16 protein-coding genes are annotated in these 15984 nt (G+C 51.8%); 3 read left to right on the top strand and 13 right to left on the bottom strand.

Annotated elements, in window-relative coordinates; genetic code table 11:
* The first annotated feature begins 151 nt into the window (after positions 1–151).
* The 3 genes from AC0YNV_RS01525 (at position 152) to AC0YNV_RS01515 (ending at position 2775) form a co-directional block, all read left to right on the top strand.
* On the top strand, positions 152–544 hold the full coding sequence (locus AC0YNV_RS01525) for a TIGR04086 family membrane protein (protein ID WP_210045677.1): 393 nt from the start codon (positions 152–154) through the stop codon (positions 542–544).
* A 110-nt stretch (positions 545–654) separates the two neighbouring features.
* Entirely contained in the window at positions 655–1524 is an 870-nt protein-coding gene (locus tag AC0YNV_RS01520) for a phosphatase PAP2 family protein (RefSeq protein ID WP_475765270.1), read from the top strand.
* 255 nt (positions 1525–1779) lie between these two features.
* Positions 1780–2775: a class I SAM-dependent methyltransferase gene (locus AC0YNV_RS01515; protein ID WP_475765268.1), complete on the top strand. Its 996-nt coding sequence runs from the start codon at positions 1780–1782 to the stop codon at positions 2773–2775.
* Between the two features lie 127 nt (positions 2776–2902).
* Here the strand turns inward: AC0YNV_RS01515 and yajC are convergent, their stop codons facing one another.
* From yajC to thrB, 13 genes are all read right to left on the bottom strand, one after another.
* Entirely contained in the window at positions 2903–3205 is a 303-nt protein-coding gene (gene yajC / locus AC0YNV_RS01510; protein WP_210045674.1) for a preprotein translocase subunit YajC, read from the bottom strand.
* A gap of 18 nt (positions 3206–3223) precedes the next feature.
* On the bottom strand, positions 3224–4372 hold the full coding sequence (gene tgt, locus AC0YNV_RS01505) for a tRNA guanosine(34) transglycosylase Tgt (protein ID WP_475765266.1): 1149 nt from the start codon (positions 4370–4372) through the stop codon (positions 3224–3226).
* 2 nt (positions 4373–4374) lie between these two features.
* The gene (queA, locus tag AC0YNV_RS01500; protein WP_475765264.1) at positions 4375–5421 is read right to left on the bottom strand and encodes a tRNA preQ1(34) S-adenosylmethionine ribosyltransferase-isomerase QueA; all 1047 of its coding nucleotides are present in this window, start codon (positions 5419–5421) and stop codon (positions 4375–4377) included.
* Positions 5422–5431: 10 nt separating this feature from the next.
* Complete coding sequence (locus AC0YNV_RS01495; protein WP_475765262.1) at positions 5432–7582, bottom strand: SpoIID/LytB domain-containing protein; 2151 nt, start codon at positions 7580–7582, stop codon at positions 5432–5434.
* A gap of 22 nt (positions 7583–7604) precedes the next feature.
* Positions 7605–8042, bottom strand: a complete 438-nt coding sequence (locus AC0YNV_RS01490; protein WP_475765260.1) for a thiol-disulfide oxidoreductase DCC family protein — start codon at positions 8040–8042, stop codon at positions 7605–7607.
* 103 nt (positions 8043–8145) lie between these two features.
* Complete coding sequence (gene ruvB / locus AC0YNV_RS01485; RefSeq protein WP_475765258.1) at positions 8146–9168, bottom strand: Holliday junction branch migration DNA helicase RuvB; 1023 nt, start codon at positions 9166–9168, stop codon at positions 8146–8148.
* Between the two features lie 20 nt (positions 9169–9188).
* Entirely contained in the window at positions 9189–9821 is a 633-nt protein-coding gene (gene ruvA / locus AC0YNV_RS01480; protein WP_475765256.1) for a Holliday junction branch migration protein RuvA, read from the bottom strand.
* A complete protein-coding gene (gene ruvC / locus AC0YNV_RS01475; RefSeq protein ID WP_475765254.1) occupies positions 9818–10321 on the bottom strand; it encodes a crossover junction endodeoxyribonuclease RuvC in 504 nt (167 codons plus the stop codon). Before ruvC ends, ruvA begins: the two co-directional genes overlap by 4 nt.
* 164 nt (positions 10322–10485) lie before the next feature.
* Positions 10486–11190 (bottom strand): BofC C-terminal domain-containing protein, encoded by a 705-nt coding sequence (locus tag AC0YNV_RS01470; RefSeq protein WP_475765252.1) that lies wholly within the window; start codon positions 11188–11190, stop codon positions 10486–10488.
* Between the two features lie 198 nt (positions 11191–11388).
* The gene (locus AC0YNV_RS01465; RefSeq protein WP_475765250.1) at positions 11389–12942 is read right to left on the bottom strand and encodes a LysM peptidoglycan-binding domain-containing protein; all 1554 of its coding nucleotides are present in this window, start codon (positions 12940–12942) and stop codon (positions 11389–11391) included.
* 167 nt (positions 12943–13109) lie between these two features.
* Positions 13110–13991 carry a branched-chain-amino-acid transaminase gene (gene ilvE / locus AC0YNV_RS01460; protein WP_475765247.1) on the bottom strand — a complete coding sequence of 294 codons (882 nt, stop codon included), beginning with the start codon at positions 13989–13991 and terminating at the stop codon, positions 13110–13112.
* A gap of 25 nt (positions 13992–14016) precedes the next feature.
* On the bottom strand, positions 14017–14883 hold the full coding sequence (gene pheA / locus AC0YNV_RS01455) for a prephenate dehydratase (RefSeq protein ID WP_475765245.1): 867 nt from the start codon (positions 14881–14883) through the stop codon (positions 14017–14019).
* A complete protein-coding gene (gene thrB, locus AC0YNV_RS01450) occupies positions 14880–15860 on the bottom strand; it encodes a homoserine kinase (protein WP_475765243.1) in 981 nt (326 codons plus the stop codon). Before thrB ends, pheA begins: the two co-directional genes overlap by 4 nt.
* Between the last annotated feature and the right edge of the window lie 124 nt (positions 15861–15984).

The following is a 15984-nucleotide window of genomic DNA, read 5'->3' as shown; positions in this document are numbered from 1 at the left end:
ACCGCTCGACTTGTACTATTCTTGTCAGCTTGACCATATGTTTAGTAACGAAAAGTTTTAACCTGTCCTTCCCGGGTATAAAATGATTCTCTGGCAGCATGTCATCCGTGGAAGGAAAGCATCGCTATAATTCTTAAGGAGGCTGCACGGAATGAATCCAATGAAAAATGTTCCTAATGTGCATATGAAATCGCCCATGCTCTCGGGACTTCTGTACGCGGGGATTTGGCTGGCTGCCGGAGCCCTGCTCCTGTCGGCATTGTTAAGATGGGGCAGCATGCAGGAAAGCGAGCTGCCTTCCTACAGTATGATCGTCCATGGCTGCGCAGCCCTCGCCGGCGGCTTCGTATCAGGCCGGAGATCCGGACGCCGCGGCTGGTATTCAGGCGGAATGCTGGGTCTTTTCTATGCGGTGCTGGTGCTGTTTATCAGCTTCATGGCTTCCAATACGGGAGTCAGCGGACGAACCTTGATCATGCTTCTGGAAACGCTTCTGTGCGGCATGGTCGGCGGAATGGTAGGCGTAAATGCCAAACGCTCCTGAGCGAATACATCTAATTCGTGAACAGTTTTTGAACATGCAGTCTCCCCCTTAAAATATGCTATACTGAATCGCATCCATAGAAACCGTTTTTTGGGGGGAAAGTAAATACGATGATTCTGTTCAACAATATGACAACCGTTGCCATCTACACCACGATTGTGGTTGTCATTTTATTGGGGTATGGTTCTTTGAGCAACCCGCTCCGCATCGGCGGATTATTTCTGAAAGAGCTGGCGACGAACCGCAAATACCTGCTTCATTTTGCAGCAATGATGCTCATTTTATTTTTCAATAAATATGAGCTTTCTATCGAACAAAATATGATAAACACTCATGATTTCGCTACTTTTTTTCAATCAATCGAAGGTCATTTTGTGGGCAACCTGCAGCATTTTTTTAAAAATGATATTTTGACGACTGTACTGGCGATGATGTATGTCGTTGTATTTCAAGCGCTGCTCATCACTTCAATCGGTCTTTATACGTATCAGGAAAAAACCCGGCGCATGTTCTACGCGTTATGCTACGCGATCATGCTGAACTATCTTGTAGCTATCCCGTTTTATTTATATTTCCCTGTCAATGAGGTTTGGGCGCATGATCCGACTGTACAGTTTTTAATGCTTGACGCTTTTCCTCACTTCGAGACTCAATACCGGGCTTTATCCGGAATAAATAATTGCTTCCCAAGCCTGCACACCTCCATATCCGTAACGCTTGCCATTCTGGCTATACGCTCAGGCAACAAACGCTGGGCCTGGTTCTGCAGCATCAGCGCGGTTGTCGTGATCTTTGCGATTTTCTACCTGGGTATCCACTGGCTCATCGATATGTGCGGAGGGTTGCTACTTGGCCTTGCGGCCTCGACGCTCGGCATGAAGTTCAGCGCGATCAAAGATCCATCCGAAAATCGCAAAAGAAGACCCGAGGCTTCGCCAGCACCTGGATCCGCAAATGTCAGTTTCGTTCGTGAGGAATGAAACTGAAACTGATTTCACGCACATTTTTCACCGCACGCCCGGCTCTTGCAGCCGGAGCGTGTTTTTTGTTTTGACTTCCAGAAAGTCCTGAAGGAACATACTTCCCCTACTTCAGTCCCCGTTTCAACTCGGCTAAATGGCGGTATTTATTTCTATGATGCTCTCCTGCATCGAACAAAAGAACTATTCGATCCAGAAGATTTGGGTCACAACAACCAAGCAATTCATCAACTACGCACAATAGGAGGTGCTCTCATGATAGAGCACATAATTGAATGGAACCGCCATTTTCAGGCCAAAAAATGGGCAAAACAAAATACCTCCTTCATCTCGAGCTGGCATGCTTATGTTGGCTATACCGCCCAGCTGTTTGACCGGTTCTCTCAGGGTGGCACCATTGCCCATATTGCCGAACGCTATGGGCTGGATCCTCTGCTGCTTCAGCAGTGGGCTGATGTGGGGATTGAAGTCGGGCATTTGCATAAAACCGGGGATATCTATATGACGAGCTCCATCATGCGGCAGTATGCTTCAAGCGAAAGCAACGAATCGATAGGACACTGGCTGGAGGAAATGATGGAGATCCACATTCCGACGCTGCTGCGCTTCCCGGACCTGTTGACAGCCTCTTCTAAAAGCACACATACATATTCCAAATCATTATCGACTTCTTTTTCCTCTCTGCTGGAGACGCTCGCCTACCCAAAAATCTTGCAATGGGTGCGCAGGCAGGGAGCCAAAACCATTCTGGACATCAGCTGCGGCCGCGCCACCTATCTGAAAAAACTGGCTAAAAGGGACAGAAGACTTAAATTAATCGGGATCGAGCAAAATCGTTCTTTAATTGGCAAGTCCTTAAAAGGAACAAGACGTCAGTACCATGGCAGAATTGAACTGGTGCAGGGAGATTTTCGCAGCTGGAAGGGTCCCAAAGAGCCGGTAGATCTGGTCATGCTGAATAACGTTCTGCATCAGGTCAAACCCCGGGACCGCAAATGGATGCTTGAGAAGGTAAGCGGATTTCTGGCTGGAGACGGCTCGGTATCCATCATCACTCCACTTCATGTAGCCTCTCGCGGTAAAAAATTTTCAGATGCCTTCAACAGTCTCACGCCTGCCCAGCAGAAACCGTTTCCAATACTGACCCGGGAAGAGCTCACGGATTTGGCTCATGTCAGCGGACTTAACATCGTCTCGCAAATTCCCATTCATCCAGAAAGCCATTGGTATTTTATCACTCTGGAATCCTAAAATCCTTCCCACGCCCACTGGAATATATTCATTTGAATCTCTTAATTCCAATTGAAAAGGCCGGCAGCTGATAGAGGAAAGAAACCTCTTCAGATGCCGGCCTTTTATTGACAAGAAGGCTGTTTATTTATGTAGCTGACTCTTCTTTCTTATCAAGTGAGACTGGTGCGCTGGCGGTTACAATGTTATTCACCGCACTGCGGTCGAAGGTAATTTTTGTCGCGTCATTTACACGCAATACCACGATATCATCGCTAAGTTCCAAGACCGTTCCATGCATGCCGCCAATCGTGACGATTTTATCGCCTTTCTTTAATTGGCTCAGCATGTTGCTGCGTTGTTTGGATTTGCGCTGCTGCGGACGGATAAGGAGAAAATAAAAAACCGCAAACATCAGTACAAATGGCAGAATAGATGTTAATCCTGTCATTTTCTTTCACCCCTTTCCTTAAAATCCTTTGGTGTTCTCAAACAGACCGTATTGAGCAAAGAAGGTCTCCCGGAAATCGAGCAGCCGGTCTTCCATAATTGCTTCGCGAACGTCCCTCATGAGCTGCAGTAGAAAATGCAAATTGTGGATCGTCGTAAGCCGGATACCGAACGTTTCCTCCGCCTTAATAAGATGGCGTATGTATGCACGGGAATAATTCTTACAGGTGTAGCAGGAACACTCCGGATCCAGCGGCCCAAAATCCTCGGCATACTTGGCATTTCGTATAACAAGTCTTCCACTGCTTGTCATGGTTGTACCATTACGCGCAATACGGGTCGGCAGAACGCAATCGAACATATCAATTCCGCGGATCGCACCGTCAATGAGAGCATCCGGTGATCCTACTCCCATCAAATAACGGGGTTTCCCGGCTGGAAGCAGCGGAACCGTACATTCAAGCACGTTATACATCATATCCTTCGGTTCTCCAACGCTAAGCCCACCAATAGCATACCCCGGGAAATCCATGGAAGTCAACTCGGTCGCGCTTTGGCGGCGCAAATCTTCAAACATGCCGCCCTGAACAATAGCGAAAAGACCCTGGTCCTGAGGTCTTGCATGGGACTCCAGGCAACGCTCCGCCCAGCGGGTGGTCCGTTCCAGCGATTTCTTCACATAATCATATTCGGCTGGATAAGGAGCACACTCGTCGAAAGCCATCATAATGTCGGAGCCCAGTGCATTTTGGATTTCCATCGCTTTCTCCGGAGAGAGAAACAGCTTGTCCCCGTTCAGATGGGAGCGAAACTCCACACCCTCTTCCTTGATTTTACGCATGTTGCTCAAACTAAATACCTGAAATCCGCCGCTGTCTGTCAAAATAGGCCGGTCCCAGTTCATAAACTTATGCAATCCGCCGGCTTTCCTGACAATTTCATGTCCTGGGCGAATAAACAAGTGATAGGTATTGCTCAGTATAATATGGGCATCCATCTGCTTCAGTTCTTCAGGACTCATCGTCTTGACCGTTGCCTGAGTGCCAACCGGCATAAATGCCGGTGTCTCAATGACTCCATGGGGAGTATGCACCCTTCCGAGCCTGGCTCCGGACTGTTTGCAGGTTTTAATCAATTCGTAAGTAATCGCCAATTTGCTCTCGTCCATTCCTAGTAGATAAACATCGCATCGCCAAAGCTGAAAAAGCGATATTCTCGATCAATTGCTTCCTGATAAGCTCTCATCACCGCCTCGCGCCCTGCAAGCGCGCTGACCAGCATGACAAGCGTTGACTTCGGCAGGTGAAAATTGGTCAGCAGCGCGTTGACAAGCTTGAAGGCATAGCCGGGATAAATGAAAATATCCGTCCATCCGCTGCTCTCGCGTATCGGTTCTCCCTCAAAGCGGCTGGCCACTGTTTCCAGCGTCCGCGCCGAGGTAGTTCCCACCGCTATAATCCGGCTGCCGCGCTCACGCGCCGCCTGCAGCACAGCAGCTGTCTCCCGGCCTAATTCATAATATTCCGAATGCATCGTATGCTCTTCGATTCGTTCCACCGACATAGGCCGAAACGTGCCCAATCCGACATGCAGAGTTATATAGGCAATATGAACGCCTTTTGCCGTTATCTGCTCCAGCAGCGATTGCGTAAAATGCAGCCCTGCCGTAGGAGCGGCGGCTGAGCCTTCATGCTTCGCGTACACGGTCTGATACCGCTCACGGTCATCCAGCCGTTCCTTGATGTACGGCGGCAGCGGCATCTCGCCAAGGCGGTCGAGCAGCTCGTTAAAGATGCCCGCGTAATGAAATTCAACTATCCTGGCTCCCATGTCGCCTTCGCCAATAATCGTAGCCTTCAAAAGAGGCTGGCCCTGGCTGTCTTCGCCAAAAATCAGCTCTGCGCCAACTTTTAACCGTTTGCCCGGCTTGGCCAAGGTCTCCCATCGGTCTCCGGCCAGTTGTTTCAACAGAAGCAGCTCGGCTTTGGCTCCTGTATCCGCCTTGATTCCCAGGAGTCTGGCCGGCATTACTCTCGTATCATTAAGTATAATGGTGTCTCCGGGGACCAGCATCGTCAGCAGGTCTACAAAACGGTGATGGCCGATAACGCCTGTCCCGGCAGAGAGGCTCAGCAGCCTGGAAGCGGTACGATCCGCTAGTGGTGTCTGGGCAATAAGCGATTCCGGCAGTTCAAAATCAAAATCATCTACATTCATCTGTTATTTCTCATTCCTTCATGATCGTTACATCTTTAAAGTAGTATTGCAAAATATATTTGTAGTCATACCCTGATCCCGCAAGTCCCAAAGCGCCATATTGCGATAAACCCACGCCATGCCCGTTTCCGTGCCCGACAAACCGGAACGCCGGTTCCGTAGTTGCCGCTCTCACCGTACCATCACCGCTCAGAACGAATATATTGCCGCTCAACTCCTTCGTTTGGGAGCTGCCCGAGGCCATAAGCATGCCGCCTTCCGCCGGCCTCTCGCTGACCCGGCCGCTGGCGCCTGCAATCGTTAAGCGCGCGGTTTGGTCAATGGTAAACAACGTGCTCGGCAGCCCTCCAAAAGCGGAACGGTAGGAGTCTGGTGTTTTCACATCCACCTTCTGACCATTGACCAGAATCTCGGTTGGACGTCCGGATGGACCTTTCTGGCTCACTTCGAACGTCTTGACCGCTCCGCTCACCGCGATTGGAACCTTGCCCTTCATGAACGCCAACAGCGCGTCGGAAGTATAGGGTCCCCTGATCCACGACATCTGGTTGGACTCAGTTACGGTCTCAATGACCGTAACCAAAGTACCTTTGGATACCTGAGCCACGGGTGCTGCCTTCTCATCCAATAATGGGGAGGGTCTGACCTGGACGGAGTCGGCATTCACCCGCATCAGCGGCTGGCCCGCTGCATTCTTCTCCCCCGTCTCTTCCAGCAGATCCTCGCGGATATAACCGACCACTCCTGTCGGAAGGACGGCGCGTTGCCAATGCTTGAGTCCCTTCTCGGAGGATTCATCCGGGCTCGTTACCGTCTTCAGGTAGCCGACATCATTGCCCCATATTTCCATGGAGTCAGCTGTTTGTCCGCCTGCGCTGGAAGAGAACAAAGCTTCGATTACGCTCCCGTTATACGTAAGAACCTCACCTTTGGTTGCATCCACTGCGGCAATTGTTGTGGGCTTCTCCGAACCAATTCCACCGTAAGCCTGGCTTAGCGTCGTATCCACAACATGCGCAACCTGAAATTTAAAGCCCTGGAACAAGGCATAGGTGCGGGCAGCCACCGCTTGCGATTTGAGTGCTTCGGCAGGCCAGGAGGCCGGCATTTCCGCTCCTACAACAGCGTACAGATATTGTTCAAAGGGCAGTTCATTAATAACGGTCAGCTTATTGTTGACTCCGCTCAGCTCAATTTGCCCCCGGTAGCTGCGGTTATATCGTTCTGTCAGTTTAATTCCGCTGGAGGCTGATGTGGACAACCACAACTTCGATTCGGCCATCGGGACAGAATACAGCATCTGAGGCGCGGCGGCCGCTTCCGAGATGGTATGATCATTGCGGATAATGACATAAGCGGCAGCGGGATCGGTTGCGGTCAGGGGCAAGCCGTTATCCGCTGCGGCAGCCTGCGCTTTGATATAGTCCAATGCGGCCGAATCAGCAGCAGCACCGACAATGACAGTGTAGGAACCCGCTGCGCCTCCAACAGATTTGATTGCTGCGAACGCGTCAATACCCGCTGCTCCGAACGATTTCGCCGCAGCCGCAGCTTCTTCCCGGGTGTTAAACGAGCCTGCCTCAGCATGCAGAGGGCCGGTGATATCCGGCTTGGCTTGTCCTCCCAGAGCAGCGATTGTGCCGTCCTTCTGCCATTTCTCACTGGCGGTGCGCGCTGCTGCTGCTGTTGTGTATGTACCTTCAAGAACCTGATATACTGTTCCGTTGCTTTTGAATAGGGAAGTCAGCAGCGGTGTTCCGCCTATTGCTTTCAACCGTTTGGCGGCACTGAGCGCCGTCTGGAAGTCGCCGGTCTCAAGCACCTTCGGCTTATAGTCGTCCAGAGTAAAGCGGATCGACTCTCCAGCGGATGATTGAAACAATGGCGTAACGCCCGAAGGCTGCCTCAAGCCCACCTGGATCGGGGCTGCGGAGGAGACTGTGGCTGTCGCCGTATTCAGCGTATATTTGCCCGGAACATCCAGGAACAGCCCCACCCGAATGGTATCCAGTGACGTAACCGCTCCCTGAGCTGGCTGTGCAGCAGCAACCAGCAGAAATACAAGTGTTGAAAGCATTGCAGTAACGGCCCATTTGTAGCCTGCTTTGGGACCTTTTGATCCCGAAGCCTTCTTATCAGAGCCTGCACGCATGACATTCATATGCCGTTCATCCCCCTTATGCTTATTCACGCCTCGGCAGGGTGCACGACCCATTCGTACAGCCATCGTCTGCTTTGCCAAACCAGTCATAACGTCTTGCAGCAATATATCTGTACAAGTAATCAGCCAATCCCCGCATACCCGGTATACGGTAGAGAAGAGCCACCCACTTCAAATTACGGACAGTACGCAGAATACGAACTATACCATCTGCTCCTGCATAGACAGCCCCGCCCTGATCAATGACATGAAGCCTGGAGAGCAGTTGTTCGCGGGGGAATGATTGAATGCTTGCAATCTCCTCCTCGCTCTCTTCGAGGGATTGGATGGAGATAAACCTCAAATCCGCCGAGGAGCGCAGCTCCTTCATTCGCCGCACACTGGTCAAGCACAAATTGCATACACCGTCATACAAAACGATAAGCCTCTCGCCTTCATTGTCCTTCACGCGCTTCCCCATCCGAGAAGACCGCCTCCTTTGTTCCTTCAGCCAAACTACCCCTTATACTCCATATCAAAGGGTCATTGCAGGCATACGAACGAACACATGCTTATGGCTGCCGCTAACTCTCCTCATCACCCGTAAAACGCTGCGGCACAGGCAGACCAAGGTGAAGATAAGCGAGCGGTGTGACGATGCGGCCGCGCGGAGAACGTTGGAGAAATCCGATTTGCATCAAATAAGGCTCGTATACATCCTCTATCGTCTGACTCTCCTCACCGATTGTAGCGGCAATGGTGTCAAGACCCACCGGACCGCCGCGATAATTGGAAATCATGGCACGGAGCATTTTGTGATCGATTTGATCAAGCCCCAGCGCATCAACCTGGATCAGACCAAGTGCGGATTGCGCCAATTTATGGGTGACAATCCCGTCCCCGCGCACCTGCGCAAAATCGCGCACCCGCTTGAGCAGCCTGTTGGCAATACGCGGCGTCCCCCGCGAGCGCGTCGCAATCTCCCCGGCCGCCTCGCCAATCACACTCACTCCTAATATTTCCGCAGCGCGGTTGACGATGTAAGCAAGCTCATCAACATTGTAGAATTCCAGTCGGCTGGTCACTCCGAACCGGTCCCGCAGAGGCGCAGAGAGCAATCCTGCCCTTGTGGTAGCACCAATAAGAGTAAAGGGCGGCAGCTCCAGCCGGACAGAGCGGGCGCTTGGTCCCTTGCCGATCATAATATCCAGCGCAAAGTCCTCCATCGCCGGGTACAGCACCTCCTCAACACTCCGGTGGAGACGGTGGATCTCGTCGATAAACAGCACATCGCCTTCCTGCAAATTCGTAAGCAATGCGGCAAGATCGCCGGGACGCTCGATCGCAGGGCCGCTCGTCGTCCGCAAATTTACTCCAAGCTCATTGGCGATAATGTTGGAGAGCGTGGTCTTGCCAAGCCCCGGGGGACCATACAAAAGCACATGATCGAGCGCTTCCTTGCGCAGTTTGGCGGCTTCGATGAACACTTTCAAATTTTCCTTGACCTGCGTTTGGCCAATATATTCAGCCAGGTAACGGGGACGCAAACTAAGCTCCACCGCCTGGTCTTCCATCATGAGGTTAGCGGAAATTATCCGATCATCCATTCACGCCTGCCTCCTTCCCCTCAACCTTTAAACAACTGCTGCAGCGCTCTTTTCATAAGCGCGTCTACTGTCTCGTCCGGAACTGCCGTGCCTTGCAGCAAGGTCCAGGCCCTGTCAAGCTCAGCCGCCGTATAGCCCAACGCGCCAAGGGCTTCACGTGCTTCCTGCCAAACCTTACCGCCTTCACCTGCACCAGCTGCTGGAGCAAAGTCCTCTTCAAGCGACCAGCCTCCGTTAACGCCGAATCCCGGAGATACGGAAGCAAGCTTATCCTTCAAGTCCAGAATCATCCTCTGCGCTGTCTTCTTCCCGATTCCCGGCAGCTTCATCAGAAAAGCTACATTCTCCTGCTGGATGGCGGCGATAATTGTCTCCGGACGTCCTCCCGCGAGGATCCCCAATGCCACGCGCGGCCCGATCCCGGAAACCTCCAGGAGCCTGCGAAACATCGCCTGCTCCTCGCGGCTTTGAAACCCGAACAGCAGTATAGCATCCTCTCTGACATGATGATGGGTATAAACCGTTACACTCTCATCTCCTGCCGCAAAAGCGTAAGGATTGGGCGTATAGACACGGTATCCGATATCCCGGACATCAATAACCACATATTCAGCATCCAGATGAACAACGCGGCCTTTCACAAAATCGATCATCGGCGTGTCACCTCGTTAATTTTGGCGGTAAGCACGGATGAATGGGCATGGCAAATTCCGATGGCCAGCGCATCGGCAACATCATCCGGCTTCGGGATTGCGCTGAGCTTCAGCAGCATCTTGACCATCTCCTGCACCTGGCGCTTCTCCGCCTTCCCGTAACCCACAACCGCCTGCTTCACCTGCAGCGGTGTATATTCGGAAACCGGCAGTCCCCGCTGCGCGGCAGCCAGTATGATAACGCCGCGCGCCTGGCCAACCGCAAAGGCTGTTGTCACATTCCGGTTGAAGAAAAGCTTCTCGACCGCTACAGTATCCGGCTCATATTTGTCAAGGAGCGAGCAAGTCGACTCATACACCTGCAATAACCGCTCTTCCTGGGGAGTATGTGCCTTGGTTTCAATGCAGCCATACTGGACGGGAACAAGTTTATGTCCTATTTTATCGATGAATCCGAATCCTACAATGGCGATTCCCGGATCGATTCCTAATACACGCAAGGCCTAATCTCTCCTCATGCCAGTCAATTGGCCTTTTTTGCCTACCTCCCATTATAACAAATGATAAGCGGAATGAGAACACGCGTTTTGTCTTTCACCGGAATCTCATATGCACACAAAAAAGGACATGCGGCAACCCACGCACGTCCTGCTTCATCTCTAGTTCAATAAGTGGACTTCATGACCTTCTCGCTTTCGTCCAGTGCATAGTCGCTGAATGTGGACAACACGCTGTTGTATCCGTCCAGATCGCTTATCCGTATACCGTTCAATAATTCATCCATTCGCTCCTTGGGTAGACTGCTCTCCATGTAGTTAACATCAAGCTGAAAAAAGGTCCGCATGACTTTCTCTTTTTTCGGCGGCCCATCGAATAATGTGAGGTTGCCATCCTTGTCTATTCCAATATAGGCATGGCTTTTGCAAGCTTCTGACAAGTCATCCATCCGCTGCTCCATCACAACCGTACTGTTTTTACCTGTAACCGCCGTCCATTCCGGATGTTGTTTAAGCATCCCAAGAACTGCTCGGGCATCCGCTGTTCCAAGTGAAGACGTCTCCTCACCGCATATATACGTCCGATGCAGCCAAACCTCCACCTGCCCCTGATGCTCAGCCAGAAGCTTGATGACACTGCTGCTGGCAGCAGGAGGGGATTCACTCTCTCCATGCGTCTCCGGCAGCATTCGGGAGACATCGACCCTGGCTATGTTCATGGAGCCGCTGCTATCCTGAAGGCTAGCAGCATAAACGTCTTCGGATAGTGCCGATATACTAACCAGGACGAGCATAGAGCCAAGCGTCCACAAGGAGCGGCGGCGGCGGCGGATTCTCTTCTTCAACTGCTTCCACAGGCTGAATTCCATCATGGAGGAACTCCCCTTTTAACTTTTCTGCTAGTATTCCTCCATTGTTCAGGAAATATGCACCTTGGAATATTGTGAAATAAAAGTCCTGATAGAATGTAGAAGACGGGCCGGACATGACATTTTTCAATTCGGAAGCAGTTAGTAAAAGACTCTCCCCTGTCCAACGAGGACCGGAGAGAGCCATATATTTAAAATCAATTATCGGTTAATCCATGGATAGGAGCCGCGGTTTTTCTGTCTTTGCTGGGTCTGTGCCTTACGGGATACCCGGACTGCTGGCTTGGCAGCGGGCTTGCGGATCTTAGCCACCTTGGCCGGTTGGCTTTGCTCGACGCTCTCATTTATTCCAGCCTGCTCTTCCTCATCGCGGTCATGGCAGCCGCAGTTGCAGGGCTTTTTGCCGGAACCGGTAGTCTGCTGGGCCGCAACCTGGCCATTTCCGACATAATTATAGCTCGGATAAGGTGATTCCGCCTGGCTTAGCGTTGCAGACGGATAACCTCCATATGGGCCCATACTCGCCGGAGACACGGCCGTCTGATCATAATACCCATAGCCGCCTCCTTGCGGCATCATCATTGCCGGAGATACGGCCGTTTGATCATATTGCCCATAGCCGCCTCCTTGCGGCATCATCATTGCTGGAGATACGGCCGTCTGATCATACTGCCCATAGCCGCCTCCTTGCGGCATCATCATTGCCGGAGATACGGCCGTTTGATCATACTGCCCGTAGCCGCCTCCTTGCGGCATCATCATTGCCGGAGATACGGCCATTTGATCATACTGCCCGTAGCCGCCTCCTTGCGGCATCATCATTGCCGGAGACACCATTTCGTTCTCCATCCCGTAACCGCCCATCGGTCCGTAGGGCATTGGCGCCGGAGCTCCCCAAGGCAGTGTTGATGAGCCCATCACCTGCCCAGGCGGACACCAATTAGCCGGCCCCATCTCAGCTGGACTCACAGCGGTTGGCATTGAATAGCCATAGCCTCCGGACATTGCCGGGGAAGTCATAGGATAGCCGTATCCATGAGTTTGCATTGCCGGCGAGACATTCTCCGGCATATTAGGCATATCATACAATGACATTACCTCGGTAGCCGGCACTCCGTATTGTTGAAACAAATCGATATGCTTCTCGTATTCGACATGGATCGGGTACGTTTTCGGCTTCTCCACCACTGGCACAACAGGCATTGGAGCAGGAGCAGGCTCTGGAAGGGGCATGGGAACCGGTGTCGGGACAGGAGTTGGAACAGGCATCGTGCTCGGCTTTTGCCCAGTCGGCTTTTTGCCGATGAAGGGTGCCGTGGACATCTTCCCCATCAAACCCTGTACACCTTGCATCACCGAAGATGGATGAAGCGGATGATGGCCTGCATCCTCATGATGCTGATCGTGCATATGCGGCATTTGACCCGGAGTGCTGGTCTTGGGAATGTTGACAATCTCACCCGTCAGCAGAACGTTCGGGTTTTTGAGCTGAGGATTGGCTTTAATCATATCGCTCAGCGGAACGCCCCAGGCTTTGGACAGCTTCCAAAGTGTATCCCCTTGTTTAACCTCATGCTGATGCATGATTTCCATGTCTTCCGGCTTCGATGCCGGGATTTTAATCTTCATTCCCACATCAATCATATCTACGTTTGTTATGGATGGATTAAGCTCAACAATGTCTTCCAAAGACACGCCATACTTTTGAGCGATCATATATAATGAATCGCCTTTTTTCACAATATGAATTTTCACTTGCCACTTACCTCCTGTCACGGTCTGTAGTTTATGGGCAGCGGCGAACGCCCATCCACCAATCCCTACATCCTATGCGAGAGATAGGCGGCTGCCACACTCTTTAGCAAAAAAAAATTGGCCCGCCGCGGGACAAAATCCCGCAACAGGCCCTATTAAAACCATGATTACTCGTATACTTTTACGCCATCCACTTCAACAATCTTACGGAATTCTTCAAGCAGATGGGTTGTGATTGGGCCCGCTTTGCCGGAGCCGATCGTTCTGCCGTCCACCTCGCGCACAGCGATAACTTCTGCAGCCGTCCCTGTGAAAAACACCTCGTCAGCCACAAATACGTCATGAAGCGTGAACGGCTCTTCCTTAAGCTTATATCCCAGTTTATCGCACAGCTCCATAATGGCTGCGCGGGTGATGCCTTCAAGCGCTCCGATATAGCAGGGCGGCGTGTACACGACACCTTTCTTGATAATAAAAATGTTGTCGCTCGAGCCTTCCGCCACATAGCCTTGGGCATTCAGCATGATTGCCTCGCCTACGCCTGCAAGGTTAGCCTGGATTTTAACCAGAATATTATTGAGGTAATTGAGCGATTTGATCTTCGGATTAAGCGCATCCGGGATGTTGCGGCGCTGCGATACCGACACAGAGACAAGGCCGTCGCGGTATGCTTCAGGCGGGTAAATGGCCAGCTGTTCGACGATGATGATTACCCATGCGGTCGGGCAGCGGTTCGGATCAAGCCCCAGATTGCCGGGTCCGCGGGACACAACCAGCCGGATATACCCGTCGCGGAACTCATTGCGCCGGATTGTCTCGACCAAGGCTTGTTCCATTTCCTCATAGGAAAGGGGAATATCCAGCATTATGGATTTTGCCGAGTCGTACAGCCTGTCAAGATGCTCCTTGCATTTGAAAATATTGCCGTTATATATGCGAATCCCTTCAAATATTCCATCGCCATAAAGAAAGCCATGATCGTAAACCGATACCTTTGCATTTTCCTTAGTAACGAATTCTCCATTCAAATAGATAACTTGCTCTGCCATATGCGTGTGTGCACCTCCAGGAATATTAGCCTTGATATGTGAAGCTGGGATAGCTGCCCAGCGTTCGGACCTGACAGCCAATTGCCTCAATTTCGCTGATTGCGGATGGAAGCAATACGGTATCCAATGACATTTCGATATCGATCAGAAAATAATAATTGCCCAGCTTTTTTTTCGTCGGGCGCGACTCGATGCGGGAAAGATTGATTTTGCGCCACGCGAAAGCCGACAGCACCTGATGAAGCGCACCCGGATAATCCTCCGGCAGCGTAATTAATATACTTGTTTTATATGCCTGCGATTGTCTGCTGGTCAACGGCTCCGGGCCTATAAGAAGAAATCGCGTAAAATTGTTGTCATGGTCGGTTACGCCCCGCTCAAGGACATCAAGCCCGTTGTTCCATGCTGCCGTCGTCTGACCGATAGCCGCCCATCCGCTTAGCGGATTTTCCCTTACGATGCTTACCGCTTCAGCCGTGCTTCCCACATGCTCCAGTTCCGCATGCGGAAGATGCTTGCGCAGGTACTGCAGGCACTGCGCCATGGCAACAGGATGGCTCATTACCTTGGTAATCCGGTTGTAATCCAGGACTCCGTCTGCGCCGGAGAGCTCTGCCAGCGGCCCGATCAGATTCTGGATGGAAGGATATACCCACTCAGCCTGAATCGGCAGATTCACCTCATCAATCAGCCAATCGGTATGTAGGCTTACGGAGCCGTCAATCGTATTTTCTATTGGAATAATGCTGTAGTCGGTTGTCCCGTCGGCTGTGGCAAGAAAAACATCTCCAATAATCCGAAAGTACTTGTAATCAACCTCGACGCCGGAGAACAGATATCTCGCCGCCTCATCCGATGTTGATCCTTGTGTCAAACACGCAATTCGTATCATGCTCTTACTTCTCCTTTAATCCGCTCCAGCAGCAAGCCGCCGCTCTCTTCACCCTGCAGAATGGTTATTTCAGGGCCAGTCGCACATGGCTTAAGCCACAGCGTCTCCGCCTTGATTCCTGCCCTGCCGAGTGTCTGAATGAGAAACTGCTCCAGTTCCGCCTTGCGCAGACTGTTAGTATCAACAAGAGTCAGCAGTGTCGGCCCAGCCCCGCTAAGAGCAGCTCCAAGAGCACCGTACTCTGTTGCCTTAATCAGTATTTCCTGCATTCCCGGAATTAGTGCGGCCCGATAAGGCTGATGCAGCCGGTCCCGCATCGCATGCTTGATCAGCTCCAGCTTCCCGCTTGCCAATGCGGCGACGAGCAGCGAGCTGCTGCCGACATTGAAGACTGCATCTCCATGCGGTATGTGCGCAGGCAGCGCATGACGGGCTTTTTCCGTTGCTAGATGAAAGGCCGGAATGGCCACCAGGACCTCAAGATCTCCATGCGGATCAAGGCGAACCTTCTCCGCCCGCTCTCCGTCCCAGGCCGAGACAACAATTCCGCCAAAAAGCGAAGCCCCGACATTATCGGGATGCCCTTCCAGCTTAGTCGCGATCTGGAACAGCCGGTCGTCCGTTAACGGGAAGCCAACCAGGGCGTTGGCCGCCGTCAAGGCTCCGACGATAGCCGAAGCGCTGCTCCCAAGTCCTCTGGTAAGCGGAATATCGCTGTACATGGCGATGTGCAGCTCCGGAATCTCAATGTCTGCCTCTGCGAATACCAGCTGTGCTACTTTGTAAATCAAATTGGACTTATCCAGCGGAATGCCATCCAAGCCCTCGCCATGCAGTTCAATAACCGTCTTGCCGCTTCGGGGCAATGACATCTCCAGCCAGGAATAGAGGGAAAGCGCCATGCCCAGCGTGTCGAAACCTGGACCCAAATTGGCCGTGCTGGCAGGAACCTTAACGATTATTTTGCGATCAGTCATCTTACACCACATCCCAATCCGGAGACTACAGGCAAATATTCTTTGCCGTTCTGAAGCAAACCAAGGTATCTCATGCGTGTCAATACTCCTTCAAAAAGGGTTATACATAGAGAAACGGCTTTGA

It is taken from the genome of Paenibacillus sp. JT31N11, from assembly GCF_056269285.1.
Note: the sequence above shows the minus strand (reverse complement) of the source record. Positions and strands in the feature narration are given on the sequence as shown.